At 68.9% G+C, this 21,467-nt stretch carries 24 protein-coding genes and 1 tRNA gene; 18 read left to right on the forward strand and 7 right to left on the reverse strand.

All coding sequences use genetic code 11. The features are described 5' to 3' along the window. Positions 1 to 1,269 precede the first annotated feature (1,269 nt). Positions 1,270 to 2,103: an HpcH/HpaI aldolase family protein gene (locus GXW78_RS12165; RefSeq protein WP_211869089.1), complete on the forward strand. Its 834-nt coding sequence runs from the start codon at positions 1,270 to 1,272 to the stop codon at positions 2,101 to 2,103. Positions 2,104 to 2,254: 151 nt separating this feature from the next. Next, positions 2,255 to 2,515: a tyrosine-type recombinase/integrase gene (locus GXW78_RS12170; protein ID WP_338147736.1), complete on the forward strand. Its 261-nt coding sequence runs from the start codon at positions 2,255 to 2,257 to the stop codon at positions 2,513 to 2,515. A gap of 20 nt (positions 2,516 to 2,535) precedes the next feature. Here the strand turns inward: GXW78_RS12170 and GXW78_RS12175 are convergent. Then, a tRNA-His gene (locus GXW78_RS12175) sits at positions 2,536 to 2,611 on the reverse strand. A gap of 144 nt (positions 2,612 to 2,755) precedes the next feature. Between GXW78_RS12175 and GXW78_RS12180 the strand changes: the two genes are divergently transcribed. Continuing rightward, complete coding sequence (locus GXW78_RS12180; protein ID WP_211869090.1) at positions 2,756 to 3,253, forward strand: hypothetical protein; 498 nt, start codon at positions 2,756 to 2,758, stop codon at positions 3,251 to 3,253. Further along, the gene (locus GXW78_RS12185) at positions 3,250 to 3,897 is read left to right on the forward strand and encodes an aspartate/glutamate racemase family protein (RefSeq protein ID WP_211869091.1); all 648 of its coding nucleotides are present in this window, start codon (positions 3,250 to 3,252) and stop codon (positions 3,895 to 3,897) included. The genes GXW78_RS12180 and GXW78_RS12185 overlap by 4 nt, the downstream gene beginning before the upstream one ends. Positions 3,898 to 4,061: 164 nt before the next feature. Here the strand turns inward: GXW78_RS12185 and GXW78_RS12190 are convergent, their stop codons facing one another. Then, complete coding sequence (locus GXW78_RS12190) at positions 4,062 to 5,189, reverse strand: M48 family metallopeptidase (protein ID WP_211869092.1); 1,128 nt, start codon at positions 5,187 to 5,189, stop codon at positions 4,062 to 4,064. A gap of 10 nt (positions 5,190 to 5,199) precedes the next feature. Further along, positions 5,200 to 5,763 (reverse strand): LemA family protein, encoded by a 564-nt coding sequence (locus GXW78_RS12195; protein WP_211869093.1) that lies wholly within the window; start codon positions 5,761 to 5,763, stop codon positions 5,200 to 5,202. Between the two features lie 243 nt (positions 5,764 to 6,006). On the opposite strand from GXW78_RS12195, the gene GXW78_RS12200 reads away from it, so the two are divergent. From GXW78_RS12200 to GXW78_RS12210, 3 genes are read left to right on the forward strand one after another with little or no spacing between them, the layout of a single operon-like run. Beyond that, positions 6,007 to 6,558, forward strand: coding sequence for a TadE/TadG family type IV pilus assembly protein (locus tag GXW78_RS12200; protein ID WP_211869094.1), 552 nt, complete (start codon positions 6,007 to 6,009; stop codon positions 6,556 to 6,558). A 28-nt stretch (positions 6,559 to 6,586) separates the two neighbouring features. After that, positions 6,587 to 7,162 carry a TadE/TadG family type IV pilus assembly protein gene (locus GXW78_RS12205; protein ID WP_211869095.1) on the forward strand — a complete coding sequence of 192 codons (576 nt, stop codon included), beginning with the start codon at positions 6,587 to 6,589 and terminating at the stop codon, positions 7,160 to 7,162. Beyond that, entirely contained in the window at positions 7,159 to 9,132 is a 1,974-nt protein-coding gene (locus GXW78_RS12210; RefSeq protein WP_211869096.1) for a TadE/TadG family type IV pilus assembly protein, read from the forward strand. The genes GXW78_RS12205 and GXW78_RS12210 overlap by 4 nt, the downstream gene beginning before the upstream one ends. A 61-nt stretch (positions 9,133 to 9,193) precedes the next feature. Here GXW78_RS12210 and GXW78_RS12215 read toward each other — a convergent pair whose 3' ends face one another. From GXW78_RS12215 to GXW78_RS12225, 3 genes are all read right to left on the reverse strand, one after another. Beyond that, positions 9,194 to 9,418: a hypothetical protein gene (locus GXW78_RS12215; protein ID WP_211869097.1), complete on the reverse strand. Its 225-nt coding sequence runs from the start codon at positions 9,416 to 9,418 to the stop codon at positions 9,194 to 9,196. A 41-nt stretch (positions 9,419 to 9,459) separates the two neighbouring features. Further along, on the reverse strand, positions 9,460 to 9,942 hold the full coding sequence (locus tag GXW78_RS12220; protein ID WP_211869098.1) for a peroxiredoxin: 483 nt from the start codon (positions 9,940 to 9,942) through the stop codon (positions 9,460 to 9,462). A 65-nt stretch (positions 9,943 to 10,007) separates the two neighbouring features. Next, positions 10,008 to 11,297, reverse strand: coding sequence for a flavin monoamine oxidase family protein (locus tag GXW78_RS12225; RefSeq protein WP_211869099.1), 1,290 nt, complete (start codon positions 11,295 to 11,297; stop codon positions 10,008 to 10,010). On the opposite strand from GXW78_RS12225, the gene GXW78_RS12230 reads away from it, so the two are divergent. Continuing rightward, the gene (locus GXW78_RS12230; protein ID WP_211869100.1) at positions 11,296 to 12,402 is read left to right on the forward strand and encodes a DSD1 family PLP-dependent enzyme; all 1,107 of its coding nucleotides are present in this window, start codon (positions 11,296 to 11,298) and stop codon (positions 12,400 to 12,402) included. The two genes, GXW78_RS12225 and GXW78_RS12230, sit on opposite strands and share 2 nt — an antisense overlap. A 3-nt stretch (positions 12,403 to 12,405) precedes the next feature. After that, positions 12,406 to 12,882: a hypothetical protein gene (locus tag GXW78_RS12235; protein ID WP_211869101.1), complete on the forward strand. Its 477-nt coding sequence runs from the start codon at positions 12,406 to 12,408 to the stop codon at positions 12,880 to 12,882. A gap of 108 nt (positions 12,883 to 12,990) precedes the next feature. Here GXW78_RS12235 and GXW78_RS12240 read toward each other — a convergent pair whose 3' ends face one another. Then, entirely contained in the window at positions 12,991 to 13,644 is a 654-nt protein-coding gene (locus GXW78_RS12240) for a S24 family peptidase (protein WP_211869102.1), read from the reverse strand. 176 nt (positions 13,645 to 13,820) lie between these two features. Here GXW78_RS12240 and GXW78_RS12245 point away from each other — a divergent pair, with 176 nt between their 5' ends. The 9 genes from GXW78_RS12245 to GXW78_RS12285 all read left to right on the forward strand — a co-directional run bounded on the left by GXW78_RS12245 (position 13,821) and on the right by GXW78_RS12285 (position 21,342). Then, a complete protein-coding gene (locus GXW78_RS12245) occupies positions 13,821 to 14,195 on the forward strand; it encodes a hypothetical protein (protein WP_211869103.1) in 375 nt (124 codons plus the stop codon). Continuing rightward, on the forward strand, positions 14,192 to 14,680 hold the full coding sequence (locus GXW78_RS12250; protein WP_246522089.1) for a hypothetical protein: 489 nt from the start codon (positions 14,192 to 14,194) through the stop codon (positions 14,678 to 14,680). The genes GXW78_RS12245 and GXW78_RS12250 overlap by 4 nt, the downstream gene beginning before the upstream one ends. Positions 14,681 to 14,839: 159 nt before the next feature. Beyond that, positions 14,840 to 15,076: a hypothetical protein gene (locus GXW78_RS12255; RefSeq protein ID WP_211869104.1), complete on the forward strand. Its 237-nt coding sequence runs from the start codon at positions 14,840 to 14,842 to the stop codon at positions 15,074 to 15,076. A gap of 4 nt (positions 15,077 to 15,080) precedes the next feature. After that, a complete protein-coding gene (locus GXW78_RS12260; RefSeq protein WP_211869105.1) occupies positions 15,081 to 16,490 on the forward strand; it encodes a portal protein in 1,410 nt (469 codons plus the stop codon). A 3-nt stretch (positions 16,491 to 16,493) separates the two neighbouring features. Beyond that, positions 16,494 to 17,231: a capsid assembly protein gene (locus GXW78_RS12265; RefSeq protein WP_211869106.1), complete on the forward strand. Its 738-nt coding sequence runs from the start codon at positions 16,494 to 16,496 to the stop codon at positions 17,229 to 17,231. Positions 17,232 to 17,456: 225 nt separating this feature from the next. Further along, a complete protein-coding gene (locus tag GXW78_RS12270) occupies positions 17,457 to 18,290 on the forward strand; it encodes a phage capsid protein (protein ID WP_211869107.1) in 834 nt (277 codons plus the stop codon). 161 nt (positions 18,291 to 18,451) lie between these two features. Continuing rightward, complete coding sequence (locus GXW78_RS12275) at positions 18,452 to 19,021, forward strand: hypothetical protein (protein WP_211869108.1); 570 nt, start codon at positions 18,452 to 18,454, stop codon at positions 19,019 to 19,021. Positions 19,022 to 19,024: 3 nt separating this feature from the next. Next, positions 19,025 to 20,902, forward strand: a complete 1,878-nt coding sequence (locus GXW78_RS12280) for a hypothetical protein (RefSeq protein ID WP_211869109.1) — start codon at positions 19,025 to 19,027, stop codon at positions 20,900 to 20,902. After that, the gene (locus GXW78_RS12285) at positions 20,902 to 21,342 is read left to right on the forward strand and encodes a hypothetical protein (RefSeq protein WP_211869110.1); all 441 of its coding nucleotides are present in this window, start codon (positions 20,902 to 20,904) and stop codon (positions 21,340 to 21,342) included. The genes GXW78_RS12280 and GXW78_RS12285 overlap by 1 nt, the downstream gene beginning before the upstream one ends. Positions 21,343 to 21,467: the final 125 nt, after the last annotated feature.

Consider the following 21,467-nt stretch of genomic DNA (forward strand, 5'->3'; position numbering starts at 1 on the left):
CGATGAAGCGTTTCGGATCGCGCCGACGCGGCCGGGGGCGGACGGCCGGCGCCGTGGGCGGGCACCGATCGTTTGGTGCAACGTGGCTGGCGGCAGGGGCGCGCCGGCGACCGGATGCCGTGCCACTGGTCGCGGCGGGGCCGCTCGGCACCGGTTCGACTTTGCCGCTATGTCCCATGCCGCGCTCAACCCCAAGTTTCCCCGGCGGTGAGAGGAGCCTCCGAATTCACGCAGTCCCGTTCCCTCTCATGGAGACTCCTGCGGTTTGTTTGAATTGGCAGTGCTAGTTTCGGAGGACTGGCGCAGTGCCAGGGTGGTGAGGGACAGGTAATGTCAGAAGTCGACGTGCGAGACAGCACGGCTGCGCTGATGCTGGGCCAGCCGCGGGACATAAAGTCAGCAATACTACTTGCGGCTTGTGACACGTACATGAACGAAATGTCAGCGAACTTCCGCCCGGCCATGGTGCAAGGGAGCTGCGGCAAGTTCATCAGCGACATTCTGGACCGACTACGTGCGCTTGAGAGTTCCAAGAGATTGGTGGCGGCTGCGTAGCGCCAGCATCAACCAGAACTATACCGCATCAGTGTAGCATACGCCGCGCAGGCTACTGCTTGCGCGGCTTATTTCGGTTGGTTCCCTAGCACGAAATACTGCAACTCCTTCGCCGCTTTTAGCACAGCGGGACCCTCGCCGTTCCCCTGGACGATCATCCCCAGACCTTCCCTGAGCACCGAGCCGGCGAGCGATATGGCGGCTGCCGGCCCGCTTGGGCATCAGATGGCGATCGACCAGGCCTGCCTTGCCTCGCACTACGCGGCACCGCCGCCGCCATTGAGCAAGGTGACGCTGCAACCCCCCGTCAACGCCGTCGCGAGTGACTGGGGCGCCGGCCGTGACCCTTGCCGGTGATCGCCGCACCCTGCCCCGACGACCTCGAGGATGCGTGGGAGGAACGCGGAGGTGGCCCCAATTCCCCCGAGGGCAATGCCGGTCATTCTGACGTCGCCCGATGACATCGAGACGTGGATGACGGCACCCCGGGAAATAGCAAAGGAACTGTAGCGACCGTTGCCCACCGGGTCGCTGGTCATCGTCTCGCGCGGGGCGAAGCGCGATGCGGCGGGTCAGCCGGCGGTCGAAAACGTCCTGTAGCTTTGATGCAGTCCAGACGGTCGCGGGCGCCCGGCTGGCCTTGCCTGGATTGCGTGCACCTGCTGATCGGACCACACTCTGCGCAAAGCTTGATCTGTGGGGGAAAGCGATATCATGCGCGTCAACCGCTTACGCCAGAAGCTGAACGCCGGGGAACCGACGATCGGCACGCACATCCTATCCAGCTGGCCCACGCTCGTGGAACTCATCGGCGACGCCGACAACTATGACTATGTCGAGTTCACCGCCGAGTACGCGCCGTTCACCATGCACGACTTGGATAATCTCGGCCGCGCCTTCGAGTTGAAGAACCTCGCTGGCATGATCAAGGTTGAGCAGAAGCAATACACGCATCAAGCGATGCGCGCGATTGGATCTGGCTTCCAGAGCGTGCTTTTCGCCGATATCCGAACGGTAGCCGATGCCGAATTGTGCGTTGCCGCGGTGCGCGCCGAAACACCCGGCACGGGTGGGCGGCTCGGCGTTGGGATGCGGCGCGATGTCGGCACCGTGTTGCAGGGCGGCTCGCCGGCTTACGTCGACGCGCTGAATGAGGTTGTGGTCGCCATCATGGTCGAGAAGCGCGAGTGCGTAGACGACCTTGAAGCGATCCTGTCGGTTCCGGGCATCGACATGGTGCAGTTCGGCTCATCCGACTACTCGATGAGTCTGGGGCTGACCGGGCAGCGGTCGCACCCTGACGTGGTCAAGGCCGAGCGCAAGACGATTGAGACAGCGCTGAGGTTGGGCAAGCACCCGCGCGTGGAACTGGCCGACATCTCGGGCGCGAAGCCCTATCTGGAGATGGGGGTAAAGCACTTCTGCATCGGTTGGGATGTGCGAATTCTCTACGATTGGTGGCGCACCAACGGCGCCGGCATGCGCGCCATGCTTACAGGGGAAGCCGCGAAGGGCGAGATCACCCCCGCGAAGACAGGGACCTACTAGGGCGACGAGCCGGGCGTAAGAGGCCGACCGGCACCTTCTGGGTGCTGCGCTCAGGTGCGCCCTGGCGCGATTTGCCAGACCGCTAAGAGACGGCCGAGCGTGGCCGCACGAAGGGCTTCACCTCGGGCGGCTTCTACAACCGCTTCATCGAGTGGCGCGGGAAGCCGGCATTCCGTCAGGCCTCGCACCGCACGGCCTGCGAAAAGCGCGCTGCAGGCCCTTGGCTGAGGCCGGCGCGACGACTCATCAGATCGCCGCGGTGACCGGCCACAAGAATCTGAAGGAAGTCGAGACCTACACGCGCGCCGCGGAACAGGCCCGTATGGCCGCCCAGGGGATGGATCGAATCGGGGGTGGGGCTTCCAACCTTGCCCTCCTGGAGCTTCCAACCCGCCTGAAAATTGGCGGATAACCGGTATCTCGGGGGAAGGGTGGGGCGACCAACGGGACTCGAACCCGTGACATCCAGGACCACAACCTGGCGCTCTACCGACTGAGCTATGGCCGCCACCGGAGGCGCGGGAGATACGTCCGTCAGCCCGGTTCCGTCAACCGCGCTTGCCCGCGGCGGTCGCGCCGCGCCGCGACCCGACTTGCGGCGAACCCGCGCACCGGGCCATACCGCCAATCCCGCGCCGGAAGGAGCATGCCCATGCGACGAATTGCCCGCTGCCTGATCCTCGCCGCTCCGCTGATTGCCACTGCGGCGTCGGCGCAGCGGGCGCCATCCCCTGCCCCGGCGCCCGCACCGGCGGCGCCCGCGCCCGCCGCGCGCACGCCGGTGCCGCATGAATGGCTGTTCGGGTCCTGGACGGGCGGGCTGTTTCCCGCCGGCGAAACCGAAGGGGCGCGCTGCTTCGCCCAGCCCACGGTGATCTTCACCCGTGAGGTGGTGATGCGCACCGGCATCCTCGACCCGGCCTATCGCCAGCGGCTGATCGAGACGGTGGCGACCGGAGCGGGCGCGACCTCCTTCCGCTTCGTCCCGGCCGGGCCGAGCGGTAGCCGTGTGCCGCCCGAGATCGGCTTCGGTTGCCCGGGGGGGCCCGATTCCCTCGAGGTCGAGCAGGTCGGGCCGGACGAGATCGCCTTCCCCAACTGCCGCGAGATGCCCTCCCCGCTCCGCCGCTGCGGGAGCCCGAACCGGTGAGTGCACCGCGGCGCATCGCGCTGATCCATGCGCTGCGGCACTCCCCGCCGCCGATCGAGGCCGCCTTCGCGCGGCTCTGGCCCGGGCAGGTTCTGATGAACCTGATGGACGACAGCCTCTCGGCAGATCTGGCGCGGGAGGGGGCGCTGACGCCGCGGATGACCGAACGGTTCCTGACACTCGCGCGCTATGCGGCCGGAACGGGGGCGGATGCGATCCTGTTCACCTGTTCGGCCTTCGGGCCGTGCATCGAGGCCTGCGCAGCGGAGCTCGCGCCGATGCCGGTGCTGAAGCCGAACGAGGCGATGATCGAGGAAGCGGTGACGGCGGGAAAGCGCATCGGACTGCTGGTGACGTTTCCGGGCACGATCCCGTCCATGACGCCCGAGTTTCCGGCCGGCATCACCGTCGTGCCGAAGGTTGCGGAGGGAGCGCTCGCGGCGCTGGATGCCGGCGATGTGGCGACACATGACCGGTTGGCAGCGGAAGCGGCGAAGGATCTGGCAGATTGCGATGCCGTCGCGCTTGGCCAATTCAGCCTGGCGCGAGCGAAGCCGCTGGTGGAAGCGGCAATCGGCGGCAAAGCGGTGCTGACGACGCCCGACAGCGCGGTACTGAAGCTGAAGCGCCTGCTCGGCGCCTGAGGGCCGGCGGCAGTTTCCATGCCTCAAGCGCCGGCGCACGCATCATCCGCATGCCTGGCCGCGCGCTGTCGTTCGGGTCGCGGCTGACGGTTTTAGGCGCGGTCGCCCTTTGCGCTGCCGGCCTGATGCGGGCCATCAGGCCGTTGGCATAGGGCCAAGCCGGGTTACCGCTTCGCCCAGGGCGAGCCGGTCGGGCCGCCGCCCTGTGCCGGACCGGTCCACCACGTCGCCGGTGATGGCGCGGCGCCGTCGCTGATGCGTACGGTTTCGTCCATTGCTTCCGGCAGTGCCTGCGCGGGAGGCTCCGCAGCCGGCGGTGGCACGGCGATCGGCCCCGGATCGCGGCCGCCGGCGAATTTCACCAGCGCGGCCACGCGATCCCCGATCGGCGGATGCGTCGCCATCAGCGAGGAGAGCGCGCTGTCGCTCGCATCCTCGAGGAACAGGGCGCGGACCTGGGGGGAAACCTCGGGCATGTCGGCGTTGCCCTCGACCTTGCGCAGGGCGGTGATCATCGCGTCAGGGTCTGAGGTCAGCTCCACCGCACCCGAATCGGCGAGGAATTCGCGGTTGCGCGATAGCGCCATGCGCAGGACCGTCGCAAGCCCCCAGGCCAGGGCGATCATCAGCACGCCGATGATCGCCGCCCAGCCGGCATTGCGGGAGTTGGTGTTGACGCGCCAGCCGCGGCCGGCGCGGGCGACGCGGCGGGTGCGCGTCATCATGTCGAAGCCGAGCGAGATGACGCCGACGAAAACCGCGGCGATCAGCCCGAGCCGGGCATCGCCGTTGCGGATATGGGCGAGTTCATGGGCGAGCACGGCGGCAAGTTCACGGTCGTCCAGCGCATTCATCAGGCCGCGTGTGACGGTGACGGAGCCGGTCTCGCGCGACAGGCCAGCGGCATAGGCGTTCATCGCCGGCGTCTCGATGATGGCCAAGCGCGGCATGCGCATGCCACGGGAGATGCAGAGGTTCTCGAGCAGGTTCCACAGCCGGGGTTCCTCGGCGCGCGTGACGGGATGCGCCCCGGTCGCCCAGTCGAGAATCCTGTTGTGCGCCACCCAGGCAATGGCGAACCAGACGAGCGCGGCACCCCAGCACATCAGGTAGAGGAGCGGCAGGTTGCGCAGCGCATTGCGGAAGGCGCGGCCGAGGTCGTGCTGTTCCCCGCCGACGATCAGGCCGAGACCGAGCGCGACCACGGCCAGCAGCAGCGGGAAGCCGGCCAGAAGCAGCATCGACCGCAGCGCGGTGTTCCACGCATGCGTGCGCAGGCCGAAGGCCTGCATGGCGGCCTCCTTAGAACTTCACCTGGGGGGCTGTATGGACGATGGCGCGCTCGGCTTCCGGCAGTTCGAAGAAGCCGCGCTGCTGGAAGCCCATCGAACGGGCGAAGAAGACTGCCGGCACGCTCTCGGTCATCGCGTTGTATTCTGCGACGGACGAATTGTAGAAGCGACGCGCGGCGGCGATCTTGTTCTCGATGTCGGACAGCTCCGCCTGCAGCGACAGGAAGTTCTGGTTCGCCTTGAGGTCGGGATAGGCCTCGGACAACGCAAAGAGACGGCCGAGGGCGGCGCCGAGCTGGCCTTCAGCGGGGCCTGCCGCCGCCGGGCCCTGCGCCTGGGCGGAGACGGCCGCGTTGCGCGCCTGGATCACCGCGTCGAGGGTGGATTTTTCGTGGGCCGCGTAGCCCTTCACCGTCTCGACGAGGTTCGGGATCAGGTCGTGGCGCTGCTTGAGCTGGACGTCGACGTCCGACCAGGACTGGCCAGTGACCTGCCGCAGCGAGACGAGGCGATTGTAGATGATCACCAGCCAGATGATGAGCACCACGACGATGCCGAGGATCACCCAAACCATGCCTCGCGGCTCCTTCTTGCGACGTGTGGCGACGGCGGCCGGCGGGTCCGCTGGCCGGCCTCAAGTCGGGGCGGAGACTAGAGATCCTGCGTGGCGGCGCCAGTCCGGGCGCGTGATGCGGCGCACAACGTATTCAATCACGATTTTGTGAGTTTCTGTCGACATCATTTGTTGGATTTTTTAGAGAAAATTGTCAATTTATAGGACCGTTTCGCTTCCTCCTCCAAAATGGCGCACTCCACCATGTCCGTCATCGGACCGCACGACCCGCCTCGCGATGGCAGGCCACAGCGCTGGGCGCTCGGGCGTCGCGGGGCCGCGGCATCGGAGTTCGCGATCATCGCCATTCCGTTCTTCATCATGATCATCGGCATCATGGAGGCGTCCTGGCAGTTGATGACGGGGGCGGCGCTGGACCATGCGGCATTGCGTGCCAGTCGGTATGGCATCACCGGCAGCAACACCCCCCCGGCCTGGCAGACGACAGGCCAGCAGAATGTCCCCACCTGCCGGACGCAGAACATCGCGTGGCTGGTGAGCCAATCGACCAACGGCCTGCTGCAACAGAGCCATCTGGTGGTCACCACGACGATGTGGCCAGGGGTGGCCGGTGCCGGCACCGGCACCGGCAGCACAGGCGCGGGCGCCGGCGGCCAGATCATCTCCTACACCCTGTCCTACGAGCAGCCCTCCATCACCGGCGGCATCGCGACCCTGTTGTTCGGCAAGGATGCCTTCACCCACCGGGCTTTCCTCATGGTCAAGAACGAGCCATTCGAGAATGCAACCTGCTGATCGCTACCGGGCGTGCAGCCGGGGCGCCGTGGCCCTGGAATTCGCGCTCGTCGTGCCGCTCTTCTTCATCGTTGTCCTGGCGACGACGGATCTGATCCGCCTGTTCCGCGCGCAGCTGCGCGCGGAGACGATCGCGGTGCAGATCGGGCAGATCGTATCGCAGTGTCGCACCATCACCACCCCGGGCGACCGCGACAATTTCTGGGCGCATGCACAGCGCATCGCCGGCGGCATCATCGATGTGAACAGCGCGACGGGCGGTGCCGTGATCATCAGCGCCGTCAGCCGCACTACCGGCTCCAATCCCACGAACCGGCTGTCGTGGCAGATGCGGACGGGCAATGTGACGCAGACGAGCCGGCTCGGGACGACAGTCAACGGCACGGCTACGGTCTCGGACGGCTTCGTTGTGCCGGCTAACCAGACATTGCTGGTCACCGAGGTATTCGCGTTCGTCCAGCCCTTCCCGCTCAGCGCAGGGCTGATCGGCACCGTCACTGATTCAATCATTTACGGCACGACGCTGTTCCTGTCCCGCACGCCCAACGCCGTTTCGGTCCAGACCACGCCGACGAACAGCGCAACACCGGATTGCACCGCATGAAGACCAAGCTGAACCGGCGCGGCGCCATCGCGGCTCTGACTGCCGTCGTCATGGTCCCGGTCATCGGCTTCGCCGGGCTGGCAATCGATCTGTCCAGGGTCTGGCTCCTGAGCGCGAGACTCAAGACATCCGTCGATGCTGCCAGCCTGATCGCGGCGCGCACCATGCGCGTGACGACGGTCAATGGCGTCAGGACAGTCACCACCGACGAGGCAGCAACGCGCCAGTTGTTCTGGGCGAACTTCCGGCAGAATGGCTGGTCGAACAGCTATCTCGGATCGACCACGGCGCAGCCGGTCATCGAGCCGATCACCGGGAGCGAGACGCGCATCCGCGTGACCGCGACGGCGAGCCTGAACACCACGCTGTTCAGCATCATCAGCCGGGAGACGACGCCGCTCCGGGAGACCACCGTCGCGGAGCGTGGCGGCACGGGTCTCGAACTCGCCATCGTCCTGGACCAGACCTCCTCGATGCGGGATTCGGCAACAGGCTTCTCGAGCAAGCTTGCGGCCGCGCAATCCGCCGTCGGGACGCTGCTGCGCCAGATCTACGGTGAGACCAACGACACCGCGCGGAACGTCTTCGTCTCGGTGGTGCCCTTCGCCCGAACGATCAATATCGGCACCGGCAATGCCGGCTTCATCAACGACATCGGCATGCCGGCCGGATACAATCGCAACAACTGGAGCGGATGCGTCGAAGCGGTGCGGGGCGGCCAGGACGTTACCGACGCAGCTCCGACAGGGTCGGCTCGATTTGTTCCCTACTACTACCCGGACACCTATCGACGGGTGGGTTGGGCGAGCGCCCAGAGCTCCTCCGGCAACACCAACCCGCCGAGCAATACCGTCGTCATGCTGGAGCGCAACAGGACACGCTGGCGCGACGCAACCACTGGGACTCATGGAAGCCCCGCCCGCGGCGCGAACGTGAACGGCGCGGTCGATCCCTATCAAGGCGCCGGCGCCTGCACAGTCTCGAACAACGACGCCATCGCCTACCCGACGATAACGGTCAGGCTCTACGCCAACAATACAACGAATTCGCTGACCGATTATACGGTGCGCTTCTGTCACGGGGACAACGACTACGGCAACGCCGACCTGCACACGAGTTCCAACAACGACAACTACAACGAATCCTATGCCAACCTGATCAGCGCGGGCGCCACCGCGCGCGGCCTGCTTGCCACCTCCGCGTCGGGGCCGAACATGCTCTGCGCCATGAACGCGATCATGCCGCTCACCGCGAGCCGCAGCGCGGTTGTGAGCATGGTGAACGGTATCCAGGCGCCCCCCCGCAGTGGCGGCACGACCATCGTCACCGGCATGCAGGGCGCCTGGTACACGCTGAGCCCGAACTGGCGACTGCTGTGGCCCGGCGTTGCTACCAGCCCCGACTACGGGGCCTTGCCGCTGGCCTACGGAACGCGAAACATGGTAAAGGCCGTCGTCATCCTGACGGATGGCGACAACAACTGGCAGTGCGCCTATTCGGCGGCGCCCAGTGGCACCTCGTCCGCATGCCTGACGTCGCCCGTCCGGGCGGCGACGCCGGATGGCGGTCCACGGGACAACGGCGTCGAGATGCTCTACAACGCCTATGGGCGCACGGCAGACTGGAACGACCATTTCGGATCGACCAGTTTGACCGGCTTCACTGCTTCGCCCACACAGGGTCGCGCCGACACCTTGCTGGATGGGCGCTTCGCAGAGATCTGCCGCCAGATGAAGGGCAGCAACCACGCGAGCACGAACCCGCTGGACCACCAGATCCAGATCTACATCGTGGGCTTCGAGATCCGGAACCCGACCGCCGGCACAGCGGCGAACGTCCTCAGCATGCTGCGGACCTGCGCAAGCAATCCCGACAGCCCCTACTTCATCGAAGCCACCGATGCCTCAAGGCTGGACGGCGCCTTCAACGAGATCGGCAACGCACTCAGCAGCCTGCGACTCATCGAGTAGCCGAAGCGCTTCCCGGGAGATTAGCGAGCGATTGCTCCGGGTATCGGCGCACCGTCCGCCGTCAGGCGAGCCCCTTCCCCCGCACATTCCGGCGCACGCGCTGCCGCGCCGGCCTCAGTGCCGCGCTCATCACCGCATCCGGGGAAGCACCCCGCGCCAGGGCAAGCCCCGCCGCCGCCGCGCCCTGCGAGAAAGCGAGCTGCTTCTCCACCGCCATCTGCATCAGCGCCGTGCCCGCCATGGCGGGTTCCGCCGACAGCAGAGCGAGGCTGCGGCGGAACATCACGGCCTGCGCTTCACTCAGGAAGCGCCATGCATCGAATGGGTTCAAAGCGCCGCCAGCACGGCCTCGGCCTTGCTGACCTCGAAGGCGCCGGGCGCCTCGATCGCGATGTGCGTCACCTTGCCGTCCTTTGCCACCAGGGCGAAGCGCTGCGCGCGCACGCCGAGGCCGCGCGCGGTCAGGTCGAATTCCAGCCCCATCGCCTTGGTGAAGACGGCCGAGCCATCGGCGATCATCACGACCTGGTCGGTGATGCCCTGGTCCTTCGCCCAGGCGCCCATGACGAAGGCGTCGTTCGTTGCCATGCAGGCGATGACGTCCACGCCCTTGGCCTTCAGCGCATCTGCGTTCTGCACGAAGCTCGGCAGGTGCTTGGCCGAGCAGGTCGGCGTAAAGGCGCCGGGCACGCCGAACAGCGCGACGGTGCGGCCCTTGAAGAACTCGCCGGTATCGACCTCCTTGGGTCCCTCGGCCGTGGCCTGCGTCACCTTCACCGCCGGAATCGTATCGCCCACGCTAATCGGCATGTCGTCCTCCTCACTGCCCTTTCGGATGTAGCGCGCGGCGGGCGGGCTGTCATCGGGCGCCCGGGTCAGGGCACGGATCGCGCTGCCTCGACGCCGCTGAGCCAGGCACCGGCGACGGTGGCCGCGAAGCGGGGGTGGCAGGCCTCGCCGGCGAAGCAGAGGCGGCCATCGGCGAGCGGCCGCGCGAGTTCGCGCCGAGCCCCCTGCCCGCCCGGGCGCGCATGGCTGTAGGCCCCGCGGAACAGCGGATCCTCCGCCCAGCGGGTGACGACCGGCCGGGCAAGCGCCGCCGCGGCGCGGCTGCCGTACACCATGGCAGCCTCCTGCCGCGCGGCTTCGGCGGCCGCCGCGGCATCGCCGGCGATCTCCCAGGCGCGGGCGCCGCCGCAGAAGGCTATGAGGGACGGTTGCCCGAACAGGCGGGAGACCCAGGACATCGGCCGGTCTTCCTCAGCGGAGGCCGCCCGCCGCACGACGGCGAAGGCAGGAAGGTCCGGCGCCGCGGGATGATCGGCGCGGAACCCGATCTTGGTCAGCAGGCCCAGCGGCAGCGCATGGATGGCCTCCCGCGTCGGGACCGGCAGTGGCGGGTCGAAGGCGATGGCATCGGCGGCGAGCACGCCGGTGGATACGGTGACAATGGCCGACCTTGCCGTTACGGCGCCGAAGGTGCCTTCCGCCGTCACGCCGCGTGCCCCCCAGCGCAGGCGGTCCACCCGCGCGCCGAGGCGGACGGGAAGACCCGTGGCCAGGCGCGCAACCAGCCCGCCGATGCCGCCCGGGGTGACGAGGTTCGGCCCCTCCAGCGCGGTGGCGGCGAAGTCGTGCAGGGACATGAGCGACAGTTCGGCGGCGCAGATCTGCGCCCCTTCCCAATGCGCGACGGCCGCGTCCCACACGCCCTTGCGCGGGGCGGCTTCCGCGGCGGGGCGGTCGGGGGCGCCGTCATGCGCGGCGGCGTCGATGGCTGTCCAGAAGGCGTCCTCGGCATCAGCGAAGCTGCGACGCTCGGCAGCCGTGGCAAAGCGGCCGAACGCGAAGAGGCGTCGGTCGCGGATCGCGTCGTGGTCGGTCAGCTCCACGCCCAGGGTGCGGGCGATGGGTGTCAACGGGTTGTCGTTGGCCTCGTGCAGCCAGGAGGCGCCATGGTCGAAGGGCAGGCCGAGGCCCGTCGCGTCGGTGAAGGCGCGCCCCCCGACGCGCGGGCCGCCTTCGAGCACGATGCATCTGCGGCCGCGGGCGGCGAGCTCGCGCGCCGCGGCGATGCCGGCGCAGCCGGCGCCGATGACGAGCACATCTGGATCGGTTGGGAACATCGCCGCATCATGCCGCGACTGATCGAAGGGATGAACCATGCTGCAAGCGCCGCCCGCCGAACCCGGCATGCGCGAGGACGAGGTCGACACGCCGGCGCTGCTGATCGACCTCGATGCCTTCGAGCACAACCTCGACACCATGGCGGCCCTGCTGGCGCCGACCGGGGCAAGGCTGCGGGCGCATGCCAAGACACACAAATCCGCGGTGATCGCGAAGCTGCAGATGGCACGCGGCGCGGTGGGGCAGTGCGTGCAGAAGGTGGCGGAGGCCGAGCAGCTCGCCTGGGGTGGCATCCCGGACGTGCTGGTGACCAACCAGGTGGTGGCGCCGCGCAAGCTGGCGCGTCTGGTCGCGCTGGCGAGGATCTGCAAGGTCGGGCTGTGCACGGATGATCCTGCGCAGGTTGCCTTGGCCGAGCAGGCGGCCGAGGCTGCCGGCGTCCGGCTGCCCGTGCTGGTCGAGATCGACGTGGGTATGGGGCGCGCCGGCGTGGAGCACGGGCCCGCCGCGGTCGCTCTGGCCGAGCGCATCGCGGCCAGCAGGCATCTGACCTTCGGCGGGCTGCAGGCCTATCACGGCAGTGCGCAGCACATCCGCAGCCCGGAGCAGCGTGGTGCCGCGATCGCCGAGGCCGTCGCACGGTCGCGCCGGACAGTAGAACAGCTGAAGCAGCGCGGGCTTGAGTGCCCGATCGTCGGTGGGGCCGGCACCGGCACCTTCCGGCACGAGGCGGCGAGCGGCGTCTATACGGAGATCCAGGCCGGATCCTATGCCTTCATGGATGTCGACTACGCGAAGAACGAGGATGCGCCGCCGTTCCGGCAGTCGCTGTTCGTGCTGGCGCAGGTCATGAGCCGTGCGACGCCGGGCGTTGCCGTGGTGGATTGCGGCCACAAGGGCGTGTCGGTCGATTCCGGCATGCCGGGCGTCTGGGAGCGGCCGGGGCTGCGATACGCCGGCGCCTCGGACGAGCACGGCAAGATCCTCATCGAGGACGGTGTGCCGCCGGCGCTGGGCGAGAAGCTGCGGCTGGCGCCGGGACATTGCGACCCCACGGTCGATCGCTACGACTGGTATGTCGGCGTGCGGAAGGGGCGGGTCGAATGCCTATGGCCGGTCGCGGCGCGCGGCGCGATGGCGTAGGCGATGCCCGACTGGGTGGCGGCGGTCGACCAGCGACTGCGCTGGCTGGCGCGCCGCCGCCGGGGCCGCGCAGCCATGCTGCGGCGGCTGACGCGGGCGATGGCTGCGCTGCCGCATGACGACCCGGCGTTGCTCGAACGGTTCCAGCATGCCTGCCTGCAACGGCTGGAAGCGGCGATGGCGGCGAATCCTGTGCTGATGGCCGCGCGTGAGGAGCTCGCGCATCGGGTCGCGCTGGCCCGCGCCGCGCTGGCCGGCGATGAGGAGGCGCGGCGCGCGCTGGAACGGCGTGAGGACGAGATGTTTCTTGGCGGGGACGCCTTCGGGGCGGGGCGGGTGCCGGGCCGCGCGGTATGGCTCGCGATGATGGCGAAGGCGGTGCCTGAGGAGATCATGCCCGCCTCGGTGGCGCTGGTGAACGACCTCCAGACGCTCGGGCGGGATGCGACCCTGCGCGCGCTGGAAGCGATGGCGCGTTAGGGCCGATCGAACGGCTCCGACCCGCAACCAGCCAGGGCATCAACCACGATGTCCCTGGCTGCCGATTGGGCTGTGGCGGGTGCTCGTCCGGGGTGCGGGGAAAACGCTCTACTGACTTGCCCAGATGATCCGGTGCATCCAGGCGATCTCCGGCAGTTCGAAGCTGTAGGAAGGGTGGGCGGGATTCAGGCTGGCGAGTTCGATGCGCTTGGCCGATTGCCGGCGAAGTTCCTTCGCCATCACCTCGCCCCTGGCGGTGCGGACTACGACGCGGTCCCCGCGGCGGACGGGCGCGGCGGGGGAGACGACGACGACGTCTCCATCGCGGAACACGGGCTCCATCGATTCACCCGAGATCTCGAGCGCGTAGGCGTTCGGGTCACCGATCTCGGGTAGGGAAATCTCGTCCCAGGAGCCACCCACGGGGTAGCCGCCATCGTCGAAATACCCCTCCCCTCCCGCCTGGGCGAGGCCGATCAGCGGAACCCGGCGACCCACGCCGCCGCGGCCACCGCCGCCGCGCGGCAAGGCCGGCAGTCCGGAGACCAGCGAGGCGAAATCCTCGATGCCGCGGCCGGTGGCGGAGAGGACCTTGGCGACGCTTTCTGTCGAAGGCCAGCGTGCGCGCCCGTCCACGCCGATGCGCTTGGACGGGTTGAAGGCGGTGGGATCGAGCCCTGCCTTCCGGGCCAGGCCCGAGGCCGACAGCCCGTGTTCGGCCGCGAGGGCGTCGAGGGCGCGCCAGATGTCGTCATGCCGCATGGGGGGTGCGCTTTCCGTGACGCGGCCATCCGACTCCAGATGATGTGCCGCTTCTGGGCAGGCTATCCTAGGTTTTGTTTCGGAAATCAATAGGAAAATGATCCTTTTGCGGCTTGCCCGCCACAACCAGCACGGTTAATGTTCTTGTATTGTTCTCTTGATAGGCGAGACCCCCAATGCGACCTGCCCCCCGCAGCGCTCATACCCCCCGCTTCGCCAGCATCGCCGCAGCCGAGCCGTTCCGCTCGGCCGAGGAGGCCTGGTTCTGGACCATGGCCGCGCTGACCGCGCGCCGCGACGGCGCCCGCATCTCCGCCGGCAAGGGAGAGAAGGTCCGGCCCTGCGAACCGGACGACGTGATCAAGTGCCTGGACCGACTGTACCGCCACCGGCGGATCGACCTGATCCACGCCCGCGTCATGCGGATCTGGGGCGAGCGCGGCACCGCCCCCGACCCTCGGCACCTGTCCGAACGCGCGGATGCGGCGCAGTGGCGGGAGGCGATGAACCGGCTGGAATGGCCGCTGCGAGTGAAGGGGATCGTGGCGTGACGACGCCCGGGCATCGGGATGTGACGACGCCGCAGAATCACGGCGCGACCCCGCGGCTCCGCGCGGCCCGGGAGGCGGCGCAGGAGGTCTGGATCGCCTTTGGCGGCGAGGCAGACCAGGTCTGGCTGCGCCCGCTGCGCCGCGGCTTCCGCCACTGTTTCGCCGCGCTGCGAGACGAAGCGGGCTGGACTGTGCTGGAACCGCTCTCCGGCCGGCTCGTCATCGCGCGGCTGGCGGTGGCTTCCGGCTATGACCTGCCTGGCTTCTATCGACGCGCGGGGTTGGCAGTCGTCGGACCCTTCGCGCCGGGGCCCGCGCGGGTGGCCTGGCTGCCGGCGCTGCTGCCCTTTACCTGCGTCGGATTATGCCGCGCGGTCCTCGGAGCCGGCGCGCCGCGCGCGGTGACGCCCTGGGGGCTGTTCCGCCGCCTCGCGAAGATTCTTCGCGATGATAAGAAAAAATTCTTGACCGCTCGCCAATATTAGGTCATTAGTCCTCTCGCCAAGGGGCGTACTGCGCCCGATGGCCTTCCTCCGATCCCCCATGACCTTGCGCGAGCCCGTCCTCCTCATCGGAGGGCGGGCTCGCTGCTTTTCGGGGATGTCGGCGGGAGTTCCTCGCATCCGAGAAGGAGCTGCGCGCGCATGGGTGGCCTGTTCCGCGCCCCGAAGCCTGTCGTCGTCGCCCCCGCGCCGGCGCCGGCGACGACTGTCACCACCGATCCCACCCAGGCGGCCGAGCAGGCCGCCGCTACCGCCCGGGCCGAGACACGCGCCCGCAGCCGGAACGGCCTGGCGGGCACGGTCGCCACCTCCGCCCGCGGCCTGCTCGGCGCGCGGGCGGATTTCGGCGCCACGCGCAAATCGCTGCTGGGGGAATGATGCCATGACGCCCGAGGACATCCTTGCGCGGCACGCCCGCGCAATCGACCAGCGGCGCGCCTATGACGCGCTCTGGCAGGATTGCTACGACCACGTCCTGCCGGCGATGCCCGCCGAACGGGTCGCGATCTATGACGCGACGGCGGCGGATGCGGCGGAACAATTGGCCGCCTCGTTGCTCGCCGAGCTGACGCCCCCCTGGTCTCGCTGGTTCGGACTGGCACCGGGGCGGCCGTTGGAGGGCGATGCCGAAGCCAGCATTGCGCTGGAGGAAGCGGCGGAGACGCTGCAAGGGCATCTCGATCGCTCGAACTTCACTCTCGAGATGCATCAGGCCTTCCTGGACCTGGTGATCGCCGGCACCGGCGTGCTGCTGGTCGAGGAAGCGCCGCCGGGCGAGCCTTCCGCCCTGCGCTTCACCGCCGTGCCGCTGGGCGAGGCGGTGCTGGAGGAAGGACCGTCCGGGCGGCTCGACACCGTCTATCGCGCGGCGCGGCTGACCGAGGCGGAACTGCGCCGGCGCTATCCGGCGGCGCCGTTGCCGCCCGCGTCCCGGGACGAGGCCGAGGAGAGGCAGCATCGGGTGGTCGAGGCGGTATGGCCCGACTGCGACGGCACGCGCTTCATGGCGATCGCCGCGACCGACGCCGGCCCGGTGGTGCTGGCGGAAGGGCGCTTTTCGCAGAGCCCATTCATCGCCTTCCGCTGGCTGAAGGCGCCGGGCGAGATCTATGGCCGCGGGCCGGTCGCGAAGGCCCTGCCCGACATCCGCACCGCCAACAAGGTGGTTGAGCTGGTACTGAAGAATGCCTCCATCGCCGCGACCGGCATCTGGCAGGCCGATGATGACGGCGTGCTGAACCCGGCCACGGTGCGGCTCGAACCGGGTGCCATCATCCCGAAGGCGCCGGGGTCGTCGGGGCTCACGCCACTCGCGGCACCGGGCAACTTCGATGTGTCGCAGCTCGTGCTGACCGATCTGCGGGCGCGCATCCGCGGGGCGTTGCTGGCGGACCGGCTGGGGCCGCAGCGCAAGGACAACATGACGGCGACCGAGGTGCTGGAACGCGCCGCCGAGACGGCGCGGCTGCTCGGCGCGACGTATGGGCGGCTGCAATCGGAGCTGCTGACGCCGCTCGTCGCGCGCTGCCTCGGCATCCTGCGGCGGCGCGGGGAGATCCCGCCGCTGCTGCTCGATGGGCGGGAGGCGGTGCTGCGGTATCGCAGCCCGCTGGCCCAGGTGCAGGGCCGCACCGATGCGGCGAACACGCTGCTGTTCCTGCAGGCGGTGCGCAGCATGGGCGATGCCGCGCTGGCGCAGGTCGACCTGCCGGCCGCCGCCCGCTGGCTGGGCCGGACGCTGTCCGCACCCGCCGAGATCCTTCTTCCCCCCGTTCAGGCCGACAAGGAGTAAGCCATGCCCGAGGATCTGCTGGAGACCGCGCTCGCCGACGATGCCGCGTCGCAGAAGGGCGGCCGTCCGGACGATGTGCCCGAGAAGTTCTGGGATGCCGAGGCGAACGCGATCCGCGTCGAGGCGCTGCTGAAATCCTATCGCGAGCTGGAGAAGCGGCTGTCCCAGCGCGTCGCCCCGCCGGGCGAGGATGCGCCGGTAGAGGAGCGGTTGCGCTTCCGTCGTGCCGTCGGCGTGCCGGATGCGCCGGAGGAGTATGCGATCGAGGCGAAGCACGATCTCTGCTGCGCGGATGATGCGATCAATGCGCGGCTGCACGAGGCGGGATTCAGCCAGCAACAGGCGCAGCTCGTCTATGACCTGGCGGCCGAACGCCTGCTGCCGCTGATCGCGGAGGCCGCGAGCCAGTTCGAAGCGGAGCGGCAGATCGAGACGCTGCGCGCGCATTTCGGCGGCGAGGAACGCTTCCGTCGGATCGCCGGGCAGATCACCGCCTGGGGTCGGGCGAACCTGCCGGCGCCGGTGATGGAAGCGCTGTCCAGCACCGCCGAGGGCGTGATCGCGCTGCATCGGATGATGGAGGCGAAGGAGCCAGGCCTGGCGCCGCGCGCCGATGCGAACGCCACGACGGATGAGACCGAGCTCCGCGCGATGATGCGCGACCCGCGCTACTGGCGGACGCGGGAGCCGGAATTCGTGCGCCGTGTGACCGATGGATTCCGTCGGCTCGTGAAAGGCTGAGGCGAGGGCTGCGGCCCCTCCCTACCAAACGGTGCGGCTTGAGCGCGTGCCCCCCCGTGACGCTCGCCGCGCCCGGGGGCGGGCGGCTTCGTGCTGCCCGCCCCGTCCGTTTCCGCCCGCGCATAACCGGCTTCCCGGCGCGCGGGCCGCGTCGCTACCCGGCCCTTCGCGGTCAACCGGGTGGCGTCGTCTTCCCATCCACGACAGATCGAAAGGGACACCCGAATGTCGGGCACCATCGAACAGGCTTTCGTGAAGCAGTTTGAGGCCGAGGTCGCCGAGGCCTATCAGCGCCAGGGCAGCAAGCTGCGCCCGACCGTGCGCTCCAAGAGCGGCGTGAAGGGTGCGAGCACCATCTTCCCGCGCGTCGGCAAGGGGACGGCGGCGGCCAAGGCGCGCAACGGCGTCGTGCCGGTGATGAACCTGGAATACGCCAACGCCGAATGCTTCCTGCAGGACTACTATGCCGGCGAGTGGATCGACCGGCTCGACGAGATCAAGTCGAGCATCGACGAGCGCACGGTGATCGCCAATGCCGGCGCCTATGCGCTCGGCCGCAAGACCGATGAGCTGATCGTCGCCGCCCTCGACACCGCGACGGCCGAGGCGGTGGGCGTCGGCTCGGGCCTGACCGACACTGACGGCCTCACCAAGCAGAAGGTGCTGATGGCCTTCGAGATGCTGGGTGCAGCCGATGTTCCGGATGACGGCAACCGCTTCGCGGTGGTCGGCTGGAAGCAGTGGTCGGAGCTGCTGCAGATCGACGAGTTCGCCCGTGCCGACTATGTCGGCGACGATGCGCTGCCGTGGAAGGGCACGCAGGCGAAGCGCTGGCTCGGCGCGCTGTGGATGCCGCATTCCGGCCTGACCAAGGCGGGGACGCTACGCTACTGCTACTTCTACCACCGCACCGCGGTGGGTCATGCGGTCGCTTCCGAGGTCGTCACGGACATCACCTGGCATGGCGATCGCGCCGCGCATTTCGTGAACAACATGATGTCGCAGGGGGCGGTGATGATCGACCCGACCGGCGTCGTGCGGATGCGCGCCAAGGAGTGAGCTGAAGGTTGGGGGGAGATGAACTCCGCCCAAACCCCCCTCCTTTTTCTGTCCATTGGCACCGGCCCCGGCGGTCAGTCTCCAAACAGATAGAAAAAGGAGGGGGATCGGGGGAGTTCATCTCCCCCGACCTTTCTTTTCCATTTAGGAGGAATCCCCCGATGGCGCTCTCCGCCCTCGCGCTGTGCTCGCGCGCGCTGTTGAAGATCGGCGCGCAGCCTGTCGCCTCGCTCGATGAAGGCACGGCCGAGGCCGAGGTGGCGGCCAATCTCTATCCGGGCATTCGCGATGCGCTGTTGTCGGCGCATCCGTGGTCCTTCGCGACGGCGCAGGCGGCGCTGGCTCGGCTGGCGGCGGTGCCGCGCGCGGATTTCGCGCATGCCTTCCAACTGCCGGCCGGCTTCCTGCGGGCGCTGTCGGCGGGATCTGCGGGGCGGGCGCGGGGCATCGTGTACCGGCTGCAGGAGGACCGGCTGTTCACGGATGCGGAAAAGGTCGCGCTGACCTATGTCTTCCGGCCAGACGAAGGCACCTTTCCGCCGTTCTTCGCCGGTGCGCTGGTGGCGCGTCTGGCGGCGGAGTTCTGCATTCCGCTGACGGAGAACAGCTCTCGGGCCGAGATGCTGTATCGCCTCGCCGACGCCGAGCTGCGGGTTGCGCGCCAGGCCGACAGCCAGCAGGCGAGCGCGCGGACGATCGAGAACTTCCCCCTCATCAGCGTGCGGGGCTGAGCCATGCCGGCGGTGAAGCGAGCGAAGACGAGCTTCGCGGCAGGGGAGCTGGCGCCGGAGCTGCTCGGGCGCGGTGATCTTGGGGCCTTCGACAACGGGGCGCGGCGCCTGCGCAACGTGTTCATCCAGCCGACGGGGGGCGTGACGCGGCGGCCCGGGCTGCGCCATGTCACGAGCCTGCCCGGGCCGGCGCGGCTGATCCCGTTCGAGTTCAATACCGAGCAGACCTACCTGATCGTGCTGACGGCGGGCCTGCTGCGCGTGTTCCAGGGCGATGCGGAGATCGCAGCGCTCGGCGGGCCGTGGTCGGGCGCGATGCTGCCGCAGATCGGCTTCACGCAGAATGCCGACACACTGCTGCTGACGCATCCGGAGATGCGGCCGCAGCGCGTGACGCGAACGGCCTCGGGCTGGACGATCGGCGCGTGGTCGTTCGCGGCGGAGCCGTTCGCGCGGTTCGCCGGCGGCGATGTCGCTGTCGTGCCAAGTGCGACGAGCGGCAGCATCGTGGTCGATGCAACGGCGGCGGTCTTCTCGGCCGGACATCTCGGTGCGCGGCTGCGGGTCGAGGGGAAGAAGGTGCTGGTGACGGCGGTGCATTCGTCGACGCGCATCATCGCGACGGTGGAGGAGACGCTGTCGGCGGCCGGCGCCACCGCGGACTGGGATGAATCCGCCTTCAGCGATGCGCGGGGCTGGCCGGTGACATGCTGCTTCCATCAGGATCGGCTGGTCGTCGGCGGATCGCGGGATCTGCCGAACCGGTTGTGGCTGTCGCGCACCGGGGAACTGTTCAACTTCGACATGGGCACGGGCCTCGACGACCAGGCGATCGAGTTCGGACTTCTGTCCGACCAGGTGAATGCGATCCGTGGGCTGTTCTCGGGCCGGCATTTGCAGGTGTTCACCTCGGGCGCCGAGTGGATGGTCACAGGCGATCCGCTGACGCCTGGCAACATCCAGCTCAACCGGCAGACGCGCGTGGGCTCGCCGGTGGATCGGCTGGTGCCGCCGGTCGACGTGGACGGATCGACCGTCTTCATCGCGCGTGGTGGGCAAGGCGTGCATGAGTTCGCCTATACGGATCTCAACCAGGTCTATCAGGCGAACGACCTCGCCATCCTCGCGCGGCATCTCGTCCGCACGCCGGTCTCCATGGCCTACGACCAGGGGATGCGGCTGCTGCACATGGTCATTGCCGATGGCAGCCTGGCGACGCTGACGATCTATCGCGCCGAGCAGGTGACGGCCTGGACACGGCAGGAGACGGATGGCGCCTTCCGCACCGTCGCCGAGGCCGAAGGTACGGTCTGGGCCGTCGTCGAACGCGCCGGCGCCTTCATGCTGGAACGCTTCGAGGCCGGCCTCTCGCTGGATGCCGCGCTGACCGGCGCGGCATCGGTGCCGCAGGACGAATGGAGCGGGCTCGGCCATCTCGAAGGACGCCAGGTCGGCGTGCTGGCGGAAGGGGCACCGCGTGCGGCGACGGCCGTGTCGGGCGGTGCCGTGGTGCTCGACCCGCCGGCCACCGCGGTGCAGGTCGGCCTGACCTTCCGGCACGAGATCGAGCCGCTGCCGCCCGAGCTGATTGCCGCCAGCAGCGCGGCGACCGGGCCGCTGCGGCTGGTCGCCGTGACGTTCCGGCTGCTGGATACGGCCGCGCTCGCCGTCGATCTCGGCCGTGGCGCGGAACCCGTGCCGTTCCGACGGCTGGACGCCGCGCTGCTGGACGCCGCGCCGCCCAGCTTCACCGGTGACGTCACGCTGCGCGGCCTCGGTTGGCGGCGCGACCGGCTGCGCCCGCTGTGGCGCATCGACAGCGACGTGCCGCTGCCGATGACGCTGCTTTCCGTCACCACCGAGATCAGGATCACCGACTGATGGCCCAGCTCGCCACCATCGCCTCGCTCGCCGGCACCGGTCTCGCCGTCTACGGCCAGGTCCGACAGGGACAGCAGCAGAAGGCGACGAACCGGGCGCAGGAGGAGAACCTGCGCGCCCAGCAGACCGCGCAGCAGGAACAGGCCGCGGTGCAGGCGGCGGCGAATGAGCGTGCGCGGCAGGAGAAGCTCGCCAGCACCATCGCCTCCGCCCGTGCGCGGGCAGCGGCCGGCGGCATCGCGCCCGACGAGGGATCGGCCGCCGCGCTGACGGGCGGGCTGCGTTCGGATGCGGCGAAGGAGGCCGCGGAGGATGCCTCCTTGATGAGCGCGCGGCTTGCGAGCGGGCGGCGCTCGCTGCTCGCCTCCGACGGCAGCTTCAACAGCTTTCTGCGCGCGGGGCAGACGCTCGGCGGCGCGGTACGCAACCTGCTCGTATGATGACGGCGGCCGCGTTTCTCGGCCGCCGTCATCAGCCTTCTTCTGCCTCGGAGGCCGCCGCCGCCATCAGGCGGCCTAGCTGTCGCGCCAGGCGCTGTTGCACCGGACACCGCTGACGGTCCGGG

The sequence above is a fragment of the Neoroseomonas terrae genome (assembly GCF_018129025.1).
Taxonomy (GTDB): Bacteria; Pseudomonadota; Alphaproteobacteria; order Acetobacterales; family Acetobacteraceae; genus Neoroseomonas; species Neoroseomonas terrae.